This is a genomic window from Mesorhizobium sp. M0152 (genome assembly GCF_040322415.1).
Lineage (GTDB): Bacteria > Pseudomonadota > Alphaproteobacteria > Rhizobiales > Rhizobiaceae > Mesorhizobium.
Window position 1 is genome coordinate 205045 of the sequence record NZ_JAMYTH010000001.1, and the last position, 19852, is coordinate 224896.

Sequence of the window (19852 nt, forward strand, 5' to 3'; positions counted from 1 at the left end):
GCCCCAGATTAATTCGCGTCAGGCTTTCGCTGTCTTGGCGCCAGCACCCACGGCCGCGGTGCGCAGCACGTAATAGATGATGCCGGCGATCGCCACGCCGAAGAACCAGCCGTAGACGCCCCACCAGGACGGCAGCCAGTTGGTGAAGTTCGGCAGGATCGAGGAGAAGATGGCGCCGATGCCGGCGGCGATGAAGGCATTGACATGCCAGCCGCCCTGGAAGCGGAACTCGCCATCCTCGCGGTAAAGCGCCTCGACGTCCACCTCGCCCTTCCGGATCAGGTAGTAGTCGACCATCATCACGCCGAAGATCGGTCCCATCGTCGCACCGATGACGTTGACGAAGGAGGCCGCACTGCCTTCCCACGGCGCGAAGGGATAGAGCACGAGCGCGATCAGCGCCGCTATATAGCCGCCCTTCTTGAAGTCGATCTGCCGGGGAAAGACATTGGAGAAGTCGAAGGCCGGTGACACGAAGTTGGCGACGACGTTGATACCAAGGGTCGCGACGGCGAAGGTCAGGGCCGCAAGGGCAGCCAGGAACCAGCTGTCGAATTTCGCCGAGATCTGATCGGGGTGCAGCAGCACCTCGTGGTAGACGTCATAGGCGGCAATGGTGGTGACGCCTGCGACCAGCGAGAACAGGATGAGGTTGACCGGCAACCCCCAGATGTTGCCCTTGCGCAGCGACGCCTTGTCCGGCGCATAACGGGCGAAATCGCAGAAGTTGAGATAGAGCGCCGAGAAATAGGTCACCCAGATCGCGGCCACCGCGAACAGCGAGGTCCACGAGCCTGGTTCGCCCGGCACGCCGGCATCCTTGGTCTTCTCCAGGAGCACGTCCATCGGGATATCGCTGGTGAAGGCGAAGGTTCCGGATTTGACGCAGAGATAGATGGCCAGGATCAGCATCACCACCCAGACGGCCGGCCCCGCCCAGTCCTGGAAGCGGCGCACCGTCTCCATGCCTTTCTGGATAATCAGCAGCTGCAGCGCCCAGATGACCACGAAGCAGATCACTTCCAGGCCGGAGTGGCCGAGGAAATGGGTGTTGGTGTTGAAATCGGCGAACCATTGCGAGCGGATCAGCAGCGCGACGATGGCGCCGGAGGCGGCCGCCGTTTGCGCGCCATACCAGAAGCAGGCGACGATGGCCCGCACCAGCGCCGGTATGTTGGCGCCCCAGATGCCGAATGAGGCGCGGGCAAGCACGGGATAAGGCACGCCGGTCTTCACACCGGCATAGCCGACCATGTTCATCAGCGCGTAGATGATCAGCGAACCGATACCGATAGCGATGATGAAGTTGACGAAGCCGCCACAGAACAGAAACAGGCTGGCGGCGAGGTAATAGCCCCAGAGGCTATGAACGTCCGATGTCCAGACGTTGAAGATCGAGAACGGTCCCCAGTTTCGAACCTTGGCTGGAGCCAGATCCTCGTTGTAGAGGTCAGGTGAAGCACCCTGTATTGTCATTGCAATGTTCCCCTTTTGCAGCACGCGCCCTCACGCGGTGGCCGCGCGCAGGGTAAGCCTGACGCGGGGGAATGGACAAGCAATCCATTTGCGGGCTTTGGCCTTAAAGATATTCAATGAGAACCGCGATTATCGACAGGCCGCGACGGTGGGCCGGTTTGGGTTCGCGGGGTGGGTGATTCGAATTCGGCAGCAGATTTTTCTTACGGGCTTCTTTTTTCCCGGAACCACCCAGCAGCCAGCGCGTTTCATTGGGTTAGATCGAGCGAATAACGATCGACCGGGAGGAAACGATGGACTACCTGCATTTCTTTGCGCCCGTGCGTATTTCGCGCGGGCAGGGCCATCCTGTTGAAGAAATCGATAGTGTTGCCGAGGCCATGGTGTTCTTGCGGAAATGGCCAACAGGTCGGCGCGGCCCCGTCTACCAATGCGCGCTGAATTGCTGCTCGGCTGCCTTGGCGGGCCAGATGTCGGCCGAGGAAGCTAGGAAAGCGTTCACCGGCTTTGCCCGGATCACGCGGCTTCTCGACGATGACATGACGTTGCCGGCGGCCAGCGAAACCATGGCGAGTGCGCACGCACCGCGGCGGTAGGCGCTGCATCCTTCCTGCCTTGCAAGAATGTCGCGCCGCGGCGGCGGCTCGACAGTGCTTCATGCGCCACCGGCGACGTGGGTTCGCGGGTTGGGGTTCCGTCTTCAGGTGACGCAATAGCGGTCGATCACCCAAAGCCAGGACCCGTCGTCTTGCCGCCGGGCGACCTCGCTGGTCACGTCGCCATCCGGAAGGCGGGTCGACGTGAGCGCGAGATCGCCGCAAACGAGCGCCGGGCGCTGTTCTCCGGTCGCAAACTTTCGTCCAGACGCGACGATCTCGGCATAGTAGCGGCGGATAGCATCGCGGCCGCGCACAAAACGGCCGCCACCACAATCGATCACCGCATCGGATTCGAACAGGGCGGTCATGCCCTCGATGTCGCCGGCATGCTGCCGGGAGATCAGCAGCGGCTCCAGTTGCTGCGGATCGTAGACAGGCTTTCCTTTGGTTGGGTCGTTCATAATGGCGCTCAGCTCCGTTTTCGCGGCGCAGTCTATCGCAACCGACACTGAGATGTCGGCATTCAACCACGCTCGCCGCCAAGGCGGTCAGGCAGTTACTGGACCGACACGTGAGGCTCACGAAGTCATGGTTGCGGCTTCAGCGAATTCGACGGTTCCGTCTGGTCAGTAATCGGCCTTGGCCGGCTACCACTGGGGCTGAGGGGGGCTGCATTCCGCTTGGCCCCGGGGCGTGTTGCCATTCACTCGCTCATATTCTGAAGCGCGTCGTGCTTGACGACTTCGACACAGCGCAGATTGAGTAGGCGAATGACGCCTTTTTCCTTCAGCTTGGTGAAGACCCGCGACACGGTCTCGATGGTAAGGCCGAGATAGTCGCCGATATCCATGCGCGACATCGGTAACTCGACCTGGCGTAGACCGCCTTGGCGCTCCGCTATGTCGACCAGGAATGCTGCGACGCGTTCGATGGCGTTCTGGCGACCCAGGACCAGAAGGTGTTCCTGCGCCCTTGTCAGGCCCTTGAGCGCTAGCGGCAGCAACTGATGCGACATGTCAGCACTGGCAGCGATGCGGAAGACGCGGATGCCGGCGGCATTGATCGCTTCGGCGAAGAAATGATGCGTCGTGCCGCCTTCGAAGCCGAATGTCTCTCCAGCCAGGTGAAAGGCGCTTATCTGCCGGCGCCCGTCAGCAAGCAGGCGGTAGATGCGCACGGCGCCAAACTCGACCTGGTAGAAGGCCCCGGCCTTTTCGCCCTGGGCATAGATTTCCGCACCGGCGGGAAAGAAGCTGAGCGGCTGCAGCAGCGCGGGTTGGAATGCCTCCCGAGGATTCGGCTGGGACGACCGCGACTGCGCTGCGAGTTGGGGGGTCGTGTAGGCGTGCATGGCTGTTTTCCCGGTTGATCCGTGTCACAGCAATCGCGCGAATCCTTGTGTCGCGAAATTCGGTTATGTCCCTAGGGAAAGTACCTAGAATCACCCTTCGCTGCAGTCCAGCCGTCGCTTTCGGCGGTCGAGGCGATCGTTCAGCTATTCACTTGCCTCGCGGCCGACACCTACTCAATGAGGATGCGAAAGAAAACATGCGGCGTGCTGTCAGACACAGGGGGCAAAACCGGCTTGAGCGCGCCGGGCTCCCATCAGTCGGCGTGCCTGCTCAGCACTGACCATGCCTGGTCGCGCTCGAGCTTGTGGCCAACCCGGTTAGGCAGTTCCTCATGGCGGCCATCGACAACAACGCTCAGGTCCGGCCCCCGCCTCGACCAGATCGAGGAAGCGGCGCACCGGCTGGCAAACTTAAGCCGGCGAGGTTTCCGCCGCCGGGCTTTCAGCCCCCCGACTTGGGCACCAGCAGCGGAATGACGCGGTCGCTCTTGGCCACGGAGGGCCGGCCGGCCGAACCGTAGGGAATGCCGAGCGCATCCCAGGTCTCGACCAGCGCGTCCTGCAACTCGGCGATCAGCGCGTCGGAATGGAACGGCGTCGGCGTGATGCGCAGCCGTTCGGTGCCGCGCGGCACGGTCGGATAGTTGATCGGCTGGATGTAGAGCCCGTGCACGCCGAGCAGGCGGTCGCTGGCCATCTTGCAGAGTTCGGGGTCGCCGACCAGCACTGGCACGATATGGGTCGGCGATTCCATCACCGGCAGACCGGCGGCCAAGAGGACCTGCTTGGTCGTGGCGGCCTGCCGCTGCTGCGCGTCGCGCTCGGCCTGCGAGCGCTTGAGATGGCGGATCGAGGTGGTCGCAGCCGCGGCGATCGCCGGCGGCAGCGCCGTGGTGAAGATGAACCCCGGCGCATAGGAACGCACCGCGTCGATGACAGCGCTGGTGCCGGTGATATAGCCGCCCAGCGTGCCGAATGCCTTGGCGAGCGTGCCTTCGATGATGTCGATGCGGTCGGCCAGGCCCTCGCGCTCGGTGATGCCGCCGCCGCGCGGTCCGTACATGCCGACGGCATGGACCTCGTCTATATAGGTCATGGCGTTGTAGCGCTCGGCGAGATCGACGATCTCTCTGATCGGCGCGATGTCGCCGTCCATCGAATAGACGCTTTCAAAGACGACCAGCTTGGCGCGTTCGCGCCCGGCCGCCTGCAAAAGGCTTTCCAGATGCGCGACGTCGTTGTGGCGGAAGATCTTCTTCTCGGCGCCCGAGCGCCGCACGCCCTCGATCATCGAGGCGTGGTTCAACTCGTCCGAGATGATCAGGCAGTTGGGCAGAAGCCGGGCAATGGTCGAGATCGAGGCTTCGTTGGAGACGAAGCCGGAGGTGAAGACGAGTGCCGCTTCCTTGTCGTGCAGGTCGGCAAGCTCGACTTCGAGTTCGACCAGCGGGTTCGAGGTGCCCGAAATGTTGCGGGTGCCGCCGGCGCCCGAACCCATCTTGCCGGCCGCATTCTGGAACGCGGCGATGACGTCGGGATGCTGGCCCATGCCGAGATAGTCGTTGGAGCACCAGACGGTGATTTCCTCGGCGCGGCCATTGGCACGCCAGATGGCGCGCGGAAACTTGCCCGCGATGCGCTCGAGGTCGGCGAAGATGCGGTAGCGACGCTCCGCATGGAGCTGGTCGATCGCTTCTTCGAAGAACCGCTGGTAGTTCATGTCGGAATTTCCAGTCGCAATTCTTTCCTCTGCGGTATCCTCGCCGCCTCCACTCTTCAGCCCTTGATCCCAAAATGCCGCATGCGACGTCATGACACCTCCAAAGTGGCCAGAACCGAACCAGGTTCGATGATGGTATTTGCTGTCGCTACGATGGTCGCGCGCCCGTTCAGCGGTGCGATGATCTCGTGCAATGCGCCTTCAATTCGAACTTCCGCTATTCTCTCACCAGCCTTGATCGCCGTGCCGCTGCCAATGAACCAGCGTTCTACAATGCCCTCAGGCAGCATGCTGGACGCCCATAGTTCCTCGTCGACCTTGATGTCCAGCATCACGACTCTCCTTCGTGCCGGATCATATTCCGCTCGCCAAGGCGGTCATTGATCAGAATCAAAGAGCTGGTCACATTGATGAGTGACCAAAGCGAACCAGATCCGCGTGCAAGTGAGGTCGATGTCGCATTGGCATTTCGAAAATGATTCAAATCAAGGCGCGATCCGGCGCTTCCGCGGATCATGAGGGGATGTGGAAGCCAATCCTAAGCGCTCCGTTTGGCCGCAGTCTCGAACTGGCCGTTCTTGACGAGGATGGCGAGCATGCGCTCGTGTTTCCCTGCATGAAGGAGCGGGAAGGCTGGAGGAACGCCGCCACGGGCGTGCGGGTCGACATCCGCCCGACACACTGGCGCGACTGGGAGTCTGACAGGGTGCCGGCTCGCGACGACAATCCCTTTGGCGACCGTCCCTAAGGCTTGGATTCAACGATCAATGCCATGCGAACGAGGTGCGACAGGCTGCTCGCGCTCATCTTGCTCATGACATTGGCGCGATGGATCTCGACAGTGCGCGGGCTGATCCCGAGGTCATAGGCGATCGTCTTGTTTGGCAGACCTGAAACAAGCCCATCCAGCACCTGTCGCTCTCGCTCCGATAGCGTCGACAGACGGCCGTTGATTTCCGCGGATTGTGGGTGCGCTGCATTCGCCTGATTGCGATTATCCAAAGCGGAGCGGATTGCACTTATCAGGATATCGTCGTCGAAAGGCTTCTCGATGAAATCTGCAGCCCCTTCCTTCATCGCTTGAACGGCTAGCGCCACGTCGGCATGGCCCGTCATGACAATCACCGGAAGTGTGTGTCCGCGGGTTCTGAGCTGGCGCAGGAACTCAATGCCGTCAATGCCGGGCATGCGCACATCGGTCACGATGCAACCGTCAAGATTACCCGTCGCGGTAGCTAGAAAAGCCGTCGCCGATTCATGCAACCGCACCGCAAAGTCGGCTGTTGCCAGAAGGAAACCGAGCGATTTTCGCACGTCCACATCGTCATCGACCACGTGCACCAGATCACTGCCGGCCATTTGTGACCTCTTCCTTTTCCACAATGCGCAATGTGAACCGGAAAGCAGTTCCTCCGGCCGGCATTGGCTCGGTCCAGATGTGACCACCGTGCGATTCGACGATAGTACGGCAAATCGAGAGGCCGACACCCATGCCCTGCTTCTTGGTGGTGACAAATGGCTGGAAAAGTTGTGCCGAGACCTCCGGCGCAAGGCCGGGGCCGGTATCGATCACGCTCACCTCGGCCATTCCACCATCCCGGGCTATAGTTGTGACCTGCAATTCACGGCGTGGCGCGCCTTGCATGGCTTCAACCGCGTTGCGCATCAAGTTGAGCAGAACCTGCTGAATCTGGATGCGATCGGTCAAAACCAGTTCGGCTGCCGGATCAAGCTTGTAGCTGACACGCACGTCTATTTCCCGTGCGCCGACCAAAGCCAGAGAAGAGGCTTCCTCGATCAGCACCGGCAAGCGTTCGACCTGACGCTCGCTCTCGCCCCTGGCGACGAAGTCGCGAAGATGACGAATGACCTCTCCGGCTCGCAAAGCTTGCTCAGCGGCTTTCTCGACAGCCTCCCTCAGCATCGGTGCGTTCTCTTCCGTACTCTTCTCAAGAAGCCGGCGGCTGCCTTTGAGGTAGTTTGTGATCGCCGTGAGCGGCTGGTTTATCTCATGGGCAAGCGTCGAAGCCATTTCGCCGAGCGCGGTAAACCGGGCCATGTGGAGCAGCTCCAGTTGCTGTTCCTGTATTCGTGCTTGCGCCCGGTGGCGCTCGGTCAGGTCGCGGCAAAAGCCGGTAAAGAAACGCCCGGTTCCGGCATGCATCTCGCCAACGGAAAGCTCCATCGGAAAGGTCGAACCGTCCTTTCGCATTCCAGTGACCGTGCGGCCGAGCCCGATGATCCGGCGCTCACCGGTCGTCAGGTAGCGAAGCAGATAGGCGTCATGCTCGTCGCGGTAGGGCGACGGCATCAGCATATTGACGTTTCCCCCGATGACTTCGCTGGCCTGATAACCGAACAGCGCTTCGGCAGCTGTGCTGAACGATTGAATGCTGCCTCGTTCGTCAATGACAACCATGGCATCGGGCACCGTTGCCAGGATCGAACGCAAATGATCCTCGCGCAAAAGAAGGGCTGTGTTTGCGAAGGACAACTCGCTGACGTCAGTGCCTTGGACAAAGATGGCCGTGATGCGGCCATCGTCGGCGCTGATCGGCTGATAGACGAAATCGAGGATACGCTCTTCAAGCGGCTGGTCGTCCTTGTTGCGAAGACCGACCTTCATGCCTTGGCCCCTGTATGGCTCGCCAGTCCTGTAGACATGGTCCAGCTGTTCCAAGAACTCTTGGCCTTCGAGTTCGGGAAGGGCTTCGCGCAGCGATTTCCCAATCACTTGCCTGTCGCCGATGAGCCGTTGGTAGGCGGTATTCGTCAGTTCAAAGACATGATCCGGCTCACGCATGATGGCCATGAAGCCCGGGGCCTGTTCGAACATTTCCGACAATACGGACTGCAGCGCCGTTCCGCCGGCCAACAAAATAGGCGCTTCGTCTTGGCTCACCTGAAATCCCTGGGTTCGACCTGCCTGTGAGGAAGGCTAACTATCACTTCTCGCTGCGCACGCAAAACGGAGCGAGGCCAAAGTTTTTCGAGCGCAGATCCCTTTGATGCGCATCAAGGCATCGGACGCTCGCGAATGAGATTGATCGCTCATTCCATCGCTTCAGCGAAAGGCGCCTCTGATGTCGTACAAGTCAATTATCGTGAACCTGACCGTTGATGCATCCCCTGCGCCCATAGTGAAGCTGGCAGCCGAGCTTGCAGAACGGTTTGGAGCCCATCTTGTCGGCCTGGCGGCAGCCGATGTTCCGCCACTGGTCGCGACAGGCGATGGCATGGTCTACGAAGGCGAGATCATGCAGATCCAGCGCACGGAGATTGAAAAACGGTTGGCAGTATTGCGAGCCGAATTCGAGAGATTGGTTCCGACCTCGATTACAAGCGAATGGGGACAGGCGGTCTGCAGCCCGACTCGCTTCCTCGGTGTTTCCGCCAGAGCAGCCGACCTCATCGTTACCAGCGAGGCAGGAGACAATGTGTTTCGCGCGGTGGATATAGGCAGTTTGGTGCTCGGAGCGGGGCGACCGGTCCTTGTCGTTACGAACAACGTCGACCACGACCTTGCAAAAACAGTCTTGGTCGCGTGGAAAGACACCCGGGAGGCTCGGCGAGCGCTGACCGATGCATTGCCTCTCTTGGCCAAGGCCAATGAGGTCATCGTCGCCACGATCGATACTGATCGTGACGTTCGTAACAGTCTCGCTGACGTTGCCGTATTTCTTGAACATCACGGTATTATGCCGCGAACCGAACTGATCGCCGGCGAGGCTGACGGCGACAATTTGCTGTCATTCGCACGCTCTGCCGGTGCAGACCTGATCGTGTCTGGCGCCTATGGCCACAGCCGATTGCGGGAATGGGCGTTCGGAGGCGTCACGCGCACGCTGATCGAAGCGAGCGGAGTCAATCGCTTCATGTCGAATTGACGGTCTGGTGCGCCATTCTGACCAGCCCATGCGCGTTTGTCCGCCCGCATCTGCAGCAATTTTCATCGCACGGTCGTTGCGCATCGCTCACAGCTTCCGGCTTGCTGTCGCATTCAACAGGGGCGAAGACACAGTCCAAGTCGAACCGATCCTCGAAGACAGCCTCTGAAACGCGCCGGTTGATCGAGATCAATGTCGTGGGCTGCTGGCCGCGCAATGATCGCCAAGCCAGGAGTGGGTGCCATGAGTTTTCTCGACTACCTGATTTCGGTCGACGCCAGGACGGCCTTGATGGGTCGCATGATGCAAAGGCTAGGCGTCGACAGACGATTGAAAGTCGTGGCGGATCATGGAGCCGTGATCGATCGAGCGGTGAATCGCTGCCGCGCCTGCGGCCATCAGGGCGAATGCATGACCTGGCTCGATCAAGACGAAGATGCCAAGGAGCCTCCGGACTATTGCCGCAACCGCGACCTGATTGCACGATTGCTACACGTATCTGGCGAAGGGTAACGGCTCCAACACCGCAACGCACCGGGTCAAGTTCAGGCATTCTGTCGGCGCCCTGACCGCAAGTTTGGCGTTGCTCACCTTATCGATCAAGGGTGACCTATCAGCCGGTTGAGCGCCAGAGTGCGCCCGTGCTGCGATCGAGTAGGGCTCCACCAGTCGATTGCGATCAGCGGGACGGGGGGCGGACGCGGTTTGCACCTGTAGCGCGGTGCGTCCTGGACGCTCCGGTCAAAGGCTCAGGAAACAAGAAGCACGGACATCGGTCCGGCGCAGAAAAGATTATCCGCCACGACCTTGACGCCTGGAACGTTTTCCGCGGCGACAATGGTTGCCTGGCGCTGACGTTCGTCGAATATGGCGCCGCTCAATTCCACAACGCCATTTTCCACGGCAACCTTAATCAATTCGGCGTTTGCCCATTTCTGTGTCGAGAGCTCCGCGATGATTTGCTGCCGGATCTGGTCGTCGCTGACGGTGTTCGACGCCGAGTTTGAGGAAATGCGCAGCAGGGCACGAAGGAGATCAGAGCGGGCAATCATGCCAACGACTTTTTCATGGTCGACGACCGGGATGCGTTTGACGCCGTGCTGGGTCATCAGTTCGACGACCTGCTCGAGCGTTGTGTTTGGAGACGCCGTGATGACGCTGTCGGTCATCACCTCTTCGACCAGCCGTCCATTCGCGAGGACATATTCCTGAGCCAGGCTTCCAGGGCCGACAAGAAACTCCAGCCAGCGTGGGCGCTTGCGTTGCGTGCCCAGTTCCCGGCGGCGAAGGAAATCGCCTTCGCTGACAATACCCACCAGCGCACCGTCGTTGCGAATGACGGGAAGACCGCTGATCTTGTTGGACAGCATCAGCGCTGCCGCCTCGGCGATCGATGCGGACGGGTCTATTGCGATGACCGGCGTGGTCATTATCGCTGCGGCCTGCATCGCTGCCTCCTCGGATAGTTTCCCTTTTTGCTTATCGAGGTCGCTCGAGCCGCGCGTTGATCTGAATCATTTTCAGAGCCGACAATGTCAACGCTGGGAGTATCTCGTTCTGCTCGTCGGGCAGCAAACCCTAGAAGAGGGGCAACTGCGACATCAGCGATCAGTCCAGCGTGGCCAAGCGGATTTCTCCACGACCAGATATTCCGCATCAGCGGTGCGGGAGCTCCTTTCTTATCCCCAGTTTGCGCCAGCGCAAATTCTTCCCCGGGCACTCGGGCTAAGTGGCTTCGAACGGCGGACGCCGCGACCTCGAAACAAAGGACAATTCGATGAAACTCTCCATCCTCGCCGCCGCAATCTCTCTCCTCGCGCTCGCAAGCGGCGCAAGCGCTGAAGAGCACGTGGTGCAAATGCTCAACAAGGGCGAAAAAGGCGCAATGGTTTTCCAGCCGGCCTTCGTCCAGGCAGCACCTGGCGACACCGTCAAGTTCGTGCCGACCGACAAGACACATGACGCCGAGTCGATCAAGGGTATGGTTCCGGATGGCGTTGAGCCTTTCAAGGGAAAGCCCAGCGAGGAAATTACCGTCACGCTGACAAAGGAGGGCGTCTACGGCGTCAAATGCGCACCCCACTACGGCATGGGGATGGTCGCACTGATCGTTGTCGGCAAGCCGGTCAATCTCGATACCGCCAAGGCGGTCAAGCATCCTGGGAAGGCAAAAACGGTGTTCGCCGACCTGTTCACCCAGGTTCCGGCCAACTGACCCAATCGATACAGCCATGCCTGCCGCATACGGTGGGCGCGGGCCGGACGGACCGAGGCGGCGGTTCATCCGGCCCTTTTCTTTTGGACATGCAAGTCACGGCAATTCTACGTCTGCGGGCCTACACCATATCTGTAAGCTTTTGGCCACAATTGCGGGAGGATTCGAGCCCAATTGAGCCAAGGTTCCCATGTTAATCAGTATCGCGACTGCGCAGCTGTTTTAATCGTCAGGGAATCAAAATGTCTGAAACCAGACTTGGCTATTCAACTTATCAAATCGCGCTTCATTGGATCATAGCATCGTTGGTGTTATTCCAGCTGTTCTTCGGCGAGAGCATGACAACCGTGGTTGACGCGGCTGAAGAGGGAACCGCGGTCTCCCCAGCCGACCAGACATTGGGCTCCGCCCATTACTGGGTCGGGATTTCGATCCTGGTCCTCGTGATAGCCCGGCTGGTCATGCGCCTGGTGTCGGGTACTCCCAAGCCTGCGGAAGGCGGCACTCGCTGGATGCAGATCGCCGCGCAGATCTCGCACGGCCTTTTCTATCTGCTCTTGCTCGCAACGCCCCTTGTGGGGCTTCTTGCCTTCTACGTTGGCGACCCATGGGGCGACATCCATTCGCTCAACAAGCCAGTGTTTATGGTCCTGATTTCCGTCCATGCCTTGGCGGCACTGTTTCACCAGTACTGGCTTCGTGACGGCACGCTCAAGCGGATGCTGTCGCCCGGCCGATAGGTCTGGCCTGTGAAACATTCTGGCGTCACCGGCAGATCGGATTGCCAGACTCTGACGGGGACTTTCCCGTCAGATCACGCCCAGATGCGCGAGAACTTTGTTCGCCCAACCTGGCGAGGCTCGGACCAGCCTGAACCCCAGATTGTCGGGCGGCGTGCCGACGGCACAGCCGCCGCTTCTTCCGTCGCTGACGAAATTGGACATGTAGGCCCGGTGAAGGCCTTCAAGGACGTGGACGCCGCAATTGTCGACCGAACTCGCAACACTGCCGCCATTTGCAGCCAGCGTGGTGCGGACGTAGCAGGTCGACGTCCATTCCCAGACGTTGCCGGAAAAGTCGGCGAGCCCCAGGGAATTCACACCAAACGAGCCACGGCTCTTTGGCAGCGGGTCCGGTTTGCGATTGAGGTCGACCTCGGCCTTGTAGCTGGTGAGCCAACGTCTGGCGGGGTTGCGGGCGTCGTTTTCGACACCCTCGAATTCGCCTGCGAACCGCTCCGCCGCGGCAAATGCCCATTCCTCGTCGGATGGCAGCCGCCATTGGTCACCGGTCGCTTGCGAATACCATCGGGCGTATGCGTTGGCATCGAGATAGCTGACGCCGGTCACGGGAGCGCTGGCGGGGATCGTGCGCGTCTCCTGTGCCGGCTGGCAGCTGCCTTCAGCGACGCAATCTGCATAGTCTTCCGCGCTGACCTGATAGGTCATGATTTCGAGCGGTTGGTCGAGCTGGCGTTTAAGGCGGGGATTGGCCTGCGGGTGGCCGTCCTTCAGGAACTCGCCGGGTATCGGATAGGTGATGGAGCCGGACAGCAAAGTCGTCGTGACAGCTACGGCGTGGGGCGGCCGGTGCCAACTGGCTGCCTTGATCGACAAGCCCACCGGCACGGAAGTCGCTGCCATGGCGACCGCGACAAATTTCAGGATGTAAGGGGACATGGCTGTTGTCCTTGCCCGGACAGCGACACTGTCCGGGCAAATGGAGATCCATCAGTTGGTAGCGATGGGTTTGGGCGCCTCGACCTGCGTCATCAAATCATCATTCCACTCGCCCTCGACCATAAAGTGAGCGGTCGCCCCGAGTTCCACGGCCTCGATCAGGTTGTGATTGACGTAAGCGTAGACGCCGGGCTGCAGGAACGTGTAGAGCGCCGAGCCGGCAGAGCCGCCACGGATGAACCAGGTTTCCAGATCCTTGGCCGGCGGGTTGGCGAATTTGCCCTGTTCCCAGACATAGTCGCCGTGGCCACCGATCAGATGCGGCCGCGTATCGCGGTTGGCCTGCGAATGGACGATCAGCACGGTCTCGCCGACCTTCGCCTTCATCGCGTTGTCGCCGGTCAACGAACCGACCTTGCCGTTGAACACCACATGCGTCGGGATCAACCCGCGCATGACCTTGACGATGTCGTCGTAACCGTCGCCTGCCGACTCGTAGGTCTTGTAGTTGCCCTTCTCGTCGCGCGGAATGTAGAAGTCGCTCTCGCCGATGTAGAAGATCTTATCGTATTTGACCGGCTTGCCCTTGTCGTTCCTGAGCCCGTCGCGCGGCAGCACCATGATGGCGCCGTTCATGCCGGAAACGACATGCCAAGGGATCATCGCGCCACCAGGTGCACAGTGATAGACGAACGTTCCCGTCCGCGTCGCCTTGAAGCGCAGCGTCACCTGTTCGCCTGGATTGATCAAGGTGAGGCCGCCGCCGCCCAGCGCACCTGTGGCTGCGTGAAAATCGATGTTGTGGGCGAGCGAGTTGGTGTCCGGATTGACGAGGGTCAGTTCGACATAATCGTCCTGGTGGACGACCATCAGCGGGCCCGGGATCGAGCCGTTGTAGGTCATCGCGTTGAGCTGCGTCCCGTCGGCGTCGATGACCATCGGCTTCTCCTCGATCGTCATGGTGAATTCGAAGATCTTCGGTCCGTCCTTGGCGATCTGGTCGTGCGCATGCACAAAAGGCGGTGCCACCAGCTTGATCCTTTCGCGGGCGAGCCCGCGAATCTCGGCCTTTGTCACCGTTGCCGAAAATGCCGGCAGTGTCGCCACGGCGGCAGCGCCAATCGCTGCTCCAAACAGGGCTTCGCGTCGCGTCAACATGTCCGTCTCCTATCTCTCAACCGTTGCGGATGAGCAGACAGTATCTGACCTGACGCAGCGTCTCTTTGCGCTGGCGCAAATTGGCGGAGTTCGGTGTCGAGGAAGAAACGGGACGAAAAGCGCAGTTGCGGGATCCAGCAGGAGGGAAGAGGTGTTGGCGCGACTCGCCAGACCTAGTGCCAGCCAGCGGACCGGATCAGCGCTCCGGCCGGTCTTCCCGATCGATGAGGATCCGCTCGGCGGCTCCGTCAAGATCTTCGTACTGGCCACTCCTCAACGCCCACAGGAAGCCGCCCAGGCCAAGTGCGCCAAGGAAGAGGGCGACAGGGATGAGATAGGCAAGGGTTGTCATGAGGATTGGGCCAACTCGTTGATGTTGGACCGTCTGGAGGGCCGCACTTCTTTCGCCAGCGAACTTGGCATGGAACCCTGCAAACGCAGCGCATTGCCAATGACAAGCAGCGATGAGGCCGACATGGCGATCGCCGCGATCAAGGGGGTGACGTGCCCGAGGATCGCGATCGGAACCGCGACAGCATTGTAGACAATGGCGATCGCGATGTTCTGCCGGATCAGGCTTCCCGCTTTGCGCGAGACGTCTATCGCCAAAGGCACAGCCAGAAGGCTTTCGCGCAGGAACACGAAGTCGGCTGCGTTGCGGCCAATGTCGGCTGCGGTGGCTGGAGCGATCGAGACATGTGCCGCGCTGAGTGCTGGCGTGTCGTTAAGACCGTCGCCAACCATCAGAACTCTATGTCCGTCTTTCGCCACGGTCTCGATGCGTTCGACCTTGCCGGACGGCAGCAGGCACGGAACGAAGTCGCCGACACCCAGCATTTTCGCGACTTCGGCGCAGGCGCCTGCGGTGTCACCCGACAGTATTTCCACCGAAATCCCAGCGTCGTTCAATTGCTGGACAGCCGCCTTGGCGCCGGCACGCAGTGCATCGTGGAAAGCGAAGTTAGCAACAACCAGTCCATTCCTTGTCAGAACCGTTCCGCCATAGCCGTGCTTGCCTTCGCCACCGGTCCGAGCCTTCCATCCAGCCCATCCGCGCCGGCCCAGTCGCCAGGTGGTTCCGGCTTCAGTGGCTTCGATACCGAACCCGGGATGCTCGCTGACGGCATCGAATTCGTGTTGCCCGCCAGCAGTGGCAAAACCGGCTATGGCCTTTGAAAAGGGATGACGCGAATGTACGGCCATGCCGGCCGCAATCGCCAGCATTTCCGGATCGAGCGAAGCCGCGTTGACGAGCCGTGGTTGTCCGAGGGTGAGCGTTCCGGTCTTGTCGAACACCGCTGTATCGATTGTTGCCAGGCGCTCCATGGCCGAGCCATCCTTGACCATGATGCCATGCTCGAACAGACGCCGTGCGGCGACCACCTGGACGATCGGCACGGCGAGGCCGAGCGCGCATGGGCATGTGATGATGAGAACGGCGATGGCGATGGTTATGGCCCGGTGCCAGTCGCCGGTCGCCGCAATCCAGCCGAGGAATGTCACGAAGGCGGTGAGATGCACCACCGGGGCATAGAGCGCTGAAACGCGATCGGCGATCCGGCGGTAATGCGCGCGACCACCTTCGGCGGCTTCCATCAGGCGTACCATTTCCGCCAGGAACGAATCCTTGGCGGCAGCTGTGGCCTCGATCGTCAGCGGGCCGGTGAGATTGAGTACGCCGGCCTGCACTGTATCATCTGGCGCCACGCTTCTGGGCGTGCTCTCGCCCGAGACCAGAGAGCAGTCGACGTCCGATGTCCCGCGCGCGATCTTGCCATCGACGGGAATCCTTTCGCCGGCCGCAATCAGCAACAGCATGCCCGGTTCGATCTCGCCCACGGGCAGATAGTCGCGTGCGCCATCACCGCGCAGCACCATGGCGCCACGCGCAGCGAGCTGTGAGAGGCCCTTGACGGCGGTGCGGGCGCGTTCGCGCATCACGTGATCCAGCGTACGACCGATCAGGAGGAAGAACAGCAGCGACACCGATGCGTCGAAATATGCGTGGTCGCCATGGGTGATCGTCTCATAGAGGCTCATGGCGTAGGCCAGCGACACACCGACGGCGATCGGCACGTCCATGTTCATGCGGCCGTGGCGGAGTGCATTCCAGGCCGACTTGAAGAAGATGCCGCCGGCGAAGGCGAGTGCGGGTATGGCGATCAGCGCCGAGACCCAGTGGAACAGGTCGCGGGTCGCACCTTCGGCGCCGGACCAGACCGATACCGAGAGCAGCATGATGTTGCCTGCCGCAAAGCCGGCAACAGCGACGGCGCGGATGAGCTCCGAGAGCGTCTTGTCCTTTGTATCGGTGTCGGCTTCGAACAAATGCGCCTGGTAGCCGAGCCGCCCCAGCACCGCGACCAATGGTGGAACCTCGTCTCCGCGCCATCGGACCGAGACACGCTTCGTTGACAGGTTGACGCGTGCGGCCTCGACATGATCAAGTTCTCCCAACGCCGTCTCAATCGTCTGAATGCAGGCGCCGCAATGAACCGTCGGGACCGAAAGGTCGGTCTGATGGAGACCATCGCCAAGCGATCGGCTCGCCAGCCTGACTTCCTGACTGGAGGGCAGGGCTGAAGTGGTGCCGACCAGATCCATCGCCATTTCCGCGCCCGGTGCACAGCAGCTCATTTCAGCGCTCCATCGGAGATCATGATCCTGCGCACGTCGCGGAAAGGCCTTGCCATACCGGCATCGGCGTCGATTTCGACGATCCACACACCGTCCCTTGGCATGTGCTGCACTGCAAACTCCTGACCTGGGGCGGCGGCGAGCGTGATGGACTCATCTTCTTTCTCGTAAGCGGGATGGCGAAACAGCACTTTGACGCCATGCAAGGGAACCGCCTTGCCGGCGGCGTCGGTGACGCCATAGCGGACTTCGCCCCATGCAATGGTCAGCTTGCCCGTCCAGCCGAGGGCTGCCTGCGCGCGTCCTTCCTCGGCCTTCCTGTTGAATTGCTGGCTGGCGACATAGGTGTTTTCGACAACGAGGCCGGTCCAGCTTGTATTGGCGAGCGTCGCCATGGTCAGATTGACCGCGATGACCACACCGAAAAAAGCAAGGATGATGGCCAACATGTGCCTGCCGGTGAATTCACGGGATTTTCGCGTGGTGGCGCTCATCTGGCGATCTCCGGTGCGTTGAAGGTGGCGGTGTATTCGTTCGACTCGAAACTCGCTTTGTCCTCGACACGGAGTGTGAAGGTCTGCGCCTCGCCATGGATCTGATCAGCAGGCAGGCGCACGAAAACCTTCAACATCTTCAGCCGGTCGGGTTCGACCTGGACCGCGAAAGAGCGATCGGCGGGGAGGTCGACACCGACGATGCTCATCTCTGCGCCTGGCAAACCCCCAATGCTGACGATGATCGTTCTTGGTTCGGGGATCATGTTCAGCAGCTTGACGGTATAGCCATTGCGGGTCGAGCCGTCGGACAGCGTCACGAATTGTGGATTGCGGTCGTGCAAGACATTGATCTCGAGCCGGTCGCGCGTCATCAGCGAAAAGACCAGGCCCAGGCCGATCAGCGACCACATGGCCATGTAGACGTAGGTGCGTGGCCGAAAGATCTTACGGACATGGAAATGCGCCACCCTGTCCGAAAACAGGCCGTCATCCGTCCTGACCAATGACGGATTGACCGAACAGGCGCCGCCCGCGGTCGCCAGCATCATGTTGGCATTGTAGTCGGAGAGTGTCGCGTAGGAGATCAAGCCGCGCTCCTTGCCGAGCTTGTCCATCACGCCGTCGCAGGCGTCGATGCAGAGCGCGCAGGTTATGCATTCGAGCTGCTGGCCATCGCGAATGTCGATCCCCATCGGGCAGACAGCCACGCAGGCATTGCAGTCGACGCAATCGCCGACTGGCTGTCCGGCAGCCTGGACCTTCTTGGTGTGACGGGTGCGCGGTTCGCCGCGCCAGTCATTGTATGTGACGGTGAGCGAACTTTCGTCGAGCATGGCCGCCTGGATGCGCGGCCATGGGCACATATAGGTGCAGACCTGCTCGCGCATGAGCCCGCCGAACGTGTAGGTCGTCGCCGTCAGAACGGCCACGGTGATGTAGGCGACTGGCGCTGCCGTGCCGGTGAAGAGTTCGCCAAGCAGCGTCGGCGCGTCTGCGAAATAGAAGATCCAGGCGCCGCCGGTCAGCACCCCTATGATCAGCCAGATGGCGTGTTTCGATGCCCGCAGCACGAGCTTGCGGCCAGTCCAGGGACCGGCGTCGAGCTTGATGCGCGCATTGCGGTCGCCCTCGATGGCCCGCTCGACGACCAGAAACAGATCGACCCACACGGTCTGCGGGCACGTATAGCCACACCAGGCACGGCCGACAGTCGATGTGATCAGGAAAAGACCGACGCCGGCCATGACCAGGAGGCCGGCGACATAGTAGAATTCCTGCGGCCATATCTCGATGAAGAAGAAGTAGAAACGCCGGTTGGCGACATCGAGCAGCACGGCCTGGTCCGGGGCAAACGGCCCACGGTCCCAGCGCAGCCACGGCGTCAGATAGTAAATGCCAAGCGTGATTGCCATCACTAGCCATTTGAACTGGCGAAAGCTGCCCGAGGCGCGCTTCGGGAAGATCTTTTTGCGCGCGGCATACATTGGCTGGCGCACCTTGGCGGAGTTGACCGCTTCGGCTTCGAGCCGTTCTACCTTCGTGTTGTCCAGCACTGGTTTCTCCCGTCGCGGAGCTTGTGATTTCGCCGGGCAGATGTCCTGACTGGCTACAGACAGGTCAGCGAAATACGGCGTCGAGCGGATTGTGCCGCCGACTGGATTGCGCCGCGTTGATGCAGGTCAATCGCCGGCTACACGCAAACAGATCGAGGCCCGGCAGAGCCGGGCCTCGTCGCTTGGGCGGTAAGGGCCGGAGAATACCCCCGTTCCTATTCTCCACCGCCTAGCGAATGCACGTAGACCGCCAGCTCCTTGACCCTTGTTTCGCCCAGACGCGCGCCCCAGGCCGGCATCACGCCCTGTTTCGGCGCCGTGACCTGGGCGGCAATGGCCGCTTCGCCCGGTCCGTAAAGCCAGATGGCATCGGTCAGATCAGGAGCGCCGAGCTCCTTGTTGCCCTTTGCATTGTCGCCATGACAGGCGACGCAATTTTCGGCAAAGACCTTGGCCCCGGACTCGACCAACGATTGATCGCTGACAGTTCCGGACAGGCTGGCAATATAGGCGCTGACCTGTTTGATCTGGTCGGCGGTGATTATGTCGCCAAAGGCCGGCATTTCCGACAGGCGCGTATCCGGATCGGAAGCAAAGCGGATGCCATGCGTGACCGTCTGCTGGATCTGGTCCGCCTTGCCGCCCCACAGCCAGTCGTCGTCATTGAGGTTGGGGAAGCCTTTGGAACCCTGGGCGCCGGAACCGTGGCACTGCACGCAATTGAGCTTGAACGCGGCGCCGCCGGCGGCGACGGCGAATTCGCGCAACGTATCGTCGGCCGCGATCTCCGAAACACTTTTCGACTCTATTGCCGCGACATATTTGCCCTTCGCCGCTTCCGCCGCCGACAGCTCGTTCTTGACTTCGTTGCGGCTAGAATAGCCGAGCACGCCCTTTGTTGCCGAATGCAGCAACGGCCATGCCGGATAGGCGATGGTGTATCCGATCGCCCAGGCAATGGTGATGTAGAACGTCCAGACCCACCAACGCGGAAGCGGGTTGTTCAGCTCGCGGATGCCGTCCCATTCGTGGCCCGTGGTCGAGATACCGGAGATTTCGTCGATGTGCTCGTCGCTCATG

General features: G+C 60.9%; 21 protein-coding genes and 1 pseudogene. 6 read left to right on the forward strand and 16 right to left on the reverse strand.

All coding sequences use genetic code 11. The features are described from left to right. Positions 1–18: 18 nt before the first annotated feature. On the reverse strand, positions 19–1476 hold the full coding sequence (locus NKJ26_RS00970) for an NCS1 family nucleobase:cation symporter-1 (RefSeq protein ID WP_352693024.1): 1458 nt from the start codon (positions 1474–1476) through the stop codon (positions 19–21). Between the two features lie 293 nt (positions 1477–1769). On the opposite strand from NKJ26_RS00970, the gene NKJ26_RS00975 reads away from it, so the two are divergent. After that, a complete protein-coding gene (locus tag NKJ26_RS00975; RefSeq protein ID WP_352693025.1) occupies positions 1770–2072 on the forward strand; it encodes a DUF982 domain-containing protein in 303 nt (100 codons plus the stop codon). 104 nt (positions 2073–2176) lie between these two features. Here NKJ26_RS00975 and NKJ26_RS00980 read toward each other — a convergent pair whose 3' ends face one another. From NKJ26_RS00980 to NKJ26_RS01000, 5 genes and pseudogenes are all read right to left on the reverse strand, one after another. Next, complete coding sequence (locus NKJ26_RS00980; RefSeq protein ID WP_352693027.1) at positions 2177–2536, reverse strand: YybH family protein; 360 nt, start codon at positions 2534–2536, stop codon at positions 2177–2179. A gap of 242 nt (positions 2537–2778) precedes the next feature. Then, on the reverse strand, positions 2779–3426 hold the full coding sequence (locus NKJ26_RS00985) for a helix-turn-helix domain-containing protein (RefSeq protein WP_352693029.1): 648 nt from the start codon (positions 3424–3426) through the stop codon (positions 2779–2781). 144 nt (positions 3427–3570) lie between these two features. Next, positions 3571–3782 (reverse strand): annotated as a pseudogene (locus tag NKJ26_RS00990) (pyridoxamine 5'-phosphate oxidase family protein); the annotation flags it as partial. A gap of 86 nt (positions 3783–3868) precedes the next feature. Further along, positions 3869–5146, reverse strand: coding sequence for a 5-aminolevulinate synthase (gene hemA, locus NKJ26_RS00995; RefSeq protein WP_352693031.1), 1278 nt, complete (start codon positions 5144–5146; stop codon positions 3869–3871). Positions 5147–5235: 89 nt separating this feature from the next. Beyond that, positions 5236–5478, reverse strand: a complete 243-nt coding sequence (locus tag NKJ26_RS01000; RefSeq protein ID WP_352693033.1) for a biotin/lipoyl attachment domain-containing protein — start codon at positions 5476–5478, stop codon at positions 5236–5238. 191 nt (positions 5479–5669) lie between these two features. Between NKJ26_RS01000 and NKJ26_RS01005 the strand changes: the two genes are divergently transcribed. Beyond that, complete coding sequence (locus NKJ26_RS01005) at positions 5670–5894, forward strand: hypothetical protein (protein WP_352693035.1); 225 nt, start codon at positions 5670–5672, stop codon at positions 5892–5894. Here NKJ26_RS01005 and fixJ read toward each other — a convergent pair. Together fixJ and NKJ26_RS01015 are read right to left on the reverse strand one after the other, a co-directional pair. Continuing rightward, positions 5891–6505 carry a response regulator FixJ gene (fixJ, locus tag NKJ26_RS01010; RefSeq protein ID WP_352693037.1) on the reverse strand — a complete coding sequence of 205 codons (615 nt, stop codon included), beginning with the start codon at positions 6503–6505 and terminating at the stop codon, positions 5891–5893. The two genes, NKJ26_RS01005 and fixJ, sit on opposite strands and share 4 nt — an antisense overlap. Further along, a complete protein-coding gene (locus NKJ26_RS01015) occupies positions 6492–8048 on the reverse strand; it encodes a PAS domain S-box protein (protein ID WP_352693039.1) in 1557 nt (518 codons plus the stop codon). The genes fixJ and NKJ26_RS01015 overlap by 14 nt, the downstream gene beginning before the upstream one ends. Positions 8049–8229: 181 nt before the next feature. On the opposite strand from NKJ26_RS01015, the gene NKJ26_RS01020 reads away from it, so the two are divergent. Next, entirely contained in the window at positions 8230–9033 is an 804-nt protein-coding gene (locus NKJ26_RS01020) for a putative universal stress family protein (protein WP_352693041.1), read from the forward strand. 243 nt (positions 9034–9276) lie between these two features. Then, on the forward strand, positions 9277–9546 hold the full coding sequence (locus tag NKJ26_RS01025) for a DUF6455 family protein (RefSeq protein ID WP_352693043.1): 270 nt from the start codon (positions 9277–9279) through the stop codon (positions 9544–9546). Positions 9547–9782: 236 nt separating this feature from the next. Here the strand turns inward: NKJ26_RS01025 and NKJ26_RS01030 are convergent, their stop codons facing one another. Beyond that, on the reverse strand, positions 9783–10481 hold the full coding sequence (locus tag NKJ26_RS01030) for a CBS domain-containing protein (protein ID WP_352693045.1): 699 nt from the start codon (positions 10479–10481) through the stop codon (positions 9783–9785). A 329-nt stretch (positions 10482–10810) separates the two neighbouring features. On the opposite strand from NKJ26_RS01030, the gene NKJ26_RS01035 reads away from it, so the two are divergent. Beyond that, positions 10811–11248, forward strand: a complete 438-nt coding sequence (locus tag NKJ26_RS01035; protein WP_352693047.1) for a pseudoazurin — start codon at positions 10811–10813, stop codon at positions 11246–11248. 242 nt (positions 11249–11490) lie between these two features. Beyond that, the gene (locus tag NKJ26_RS01040) at positions 11491–11988 is read left to right on the forward strand and encodes a cytochrome b (RefSeq protein WP_352605134.1); all 498 of its coding nucleotides are present in this window, start codon (positions 11491–11493) and stop codon (positions 11986–11988) included. A 69-nt stretch (positions 11989–12057) separates the two neighbouring features. Here NKJ26_RS01040 and NKJ26_RS01045 read toward each other — a convergent pair whose 3' ends face one another. The 7 genes from NKJ26_RS01045 to ccoP form a co-directional block, all read right to left on the reverse strand. Continuing rightward, the gene (locus NKJ26_RS01045; RefSeq protein ID WP_352693049.1) at positions 12058–12927 is read right to left on the reverse strand and encodes an SUMF1/EgtB/PvdO family nonheme iron enzyme; all 870 of its coding nucleotides are present in this window, start codon (positions 12925–12927) and stop codon (positions 12058–12060) included. Between the two features lie 51 nt (positions 12928–12978). Then, positions 12979–14085, reverse strand: coding sequence for a copper-containing nitrite reductase (nirK, locus tag NKJ26_RS01050; RefSeq protein WP_352693051.1), 1107 nt, complete (start codon positions 14083–14085; stop codon positions 12979–12981). Between the two features lie 196 nt (positions 14086–14281). Then, positions 14282–14437, reverse strand: a complete 156-nt coding sequence (gene ccoS / locus NKJ26_RS01055) for a cbb3-type cytochrome oxidase assembly protein CcoS (protein ID WP_027027706.1) — start codon at positions 14435–14437, stop codon at positions 14282–14284. Beyond that, entirely contained in the window at positions 14434–16722 is a 2289-nt protein-coding gene (locus NKJ26_RS01060) for a cation-translocating P-type ATPase (RefSeq protein ID WP_352693053.1), read from the reverse strand. Before NKJ26_RS01060 ends, ccoS begins: the two co-directional genes overlap by 4 nt. Further along, positions 16719–17216 carry a FixH family protein gene (locus tag NKJ26_RS01065; RefSeq protein ID WP_352693055.1) on the reverse strand — a complete coding sequence of 166 codons (498 nt, stop codon included), beginning with the start codon at positions 17214–17216 and terminating at the stop codon, positions 16719–16721. The genes NKJ26_RS01060 and NKJ26_RS01065 overlap by 4 nt, the downstream gene beginning before the upstream one ends. Then, a complete protein-coding gene (ccoG, locus tag NKJ26_RS01070) occupies positions 17213–18772 on the reverse strand; it encodes a cytochrome c oxidase accessory protein CcoG (protein WP_352693057.1) in 1560 nt (519 codons plus the stop codon). The genes NKJ26_RS01065 and ccoG overlap by 4 nt, the downstream gene beginning before the upstream one ends. 215 nt (positions 18773–18987) lie before the next feature. After that, on the reverse strand, positions 18988–19851 hold the full coding sequence (ccoP, locus tag NKJ26_RS01075) for a cytochrome-c oxidase, cbb3-type subunit III (RefSeq protein ID WP_352605122.1): 864 nt from the start codon (positions 19849–19851) through the stop codon (positions 18988–18990). Between the last annotated feature and the right edge of the window lies 1 nt (position 19852).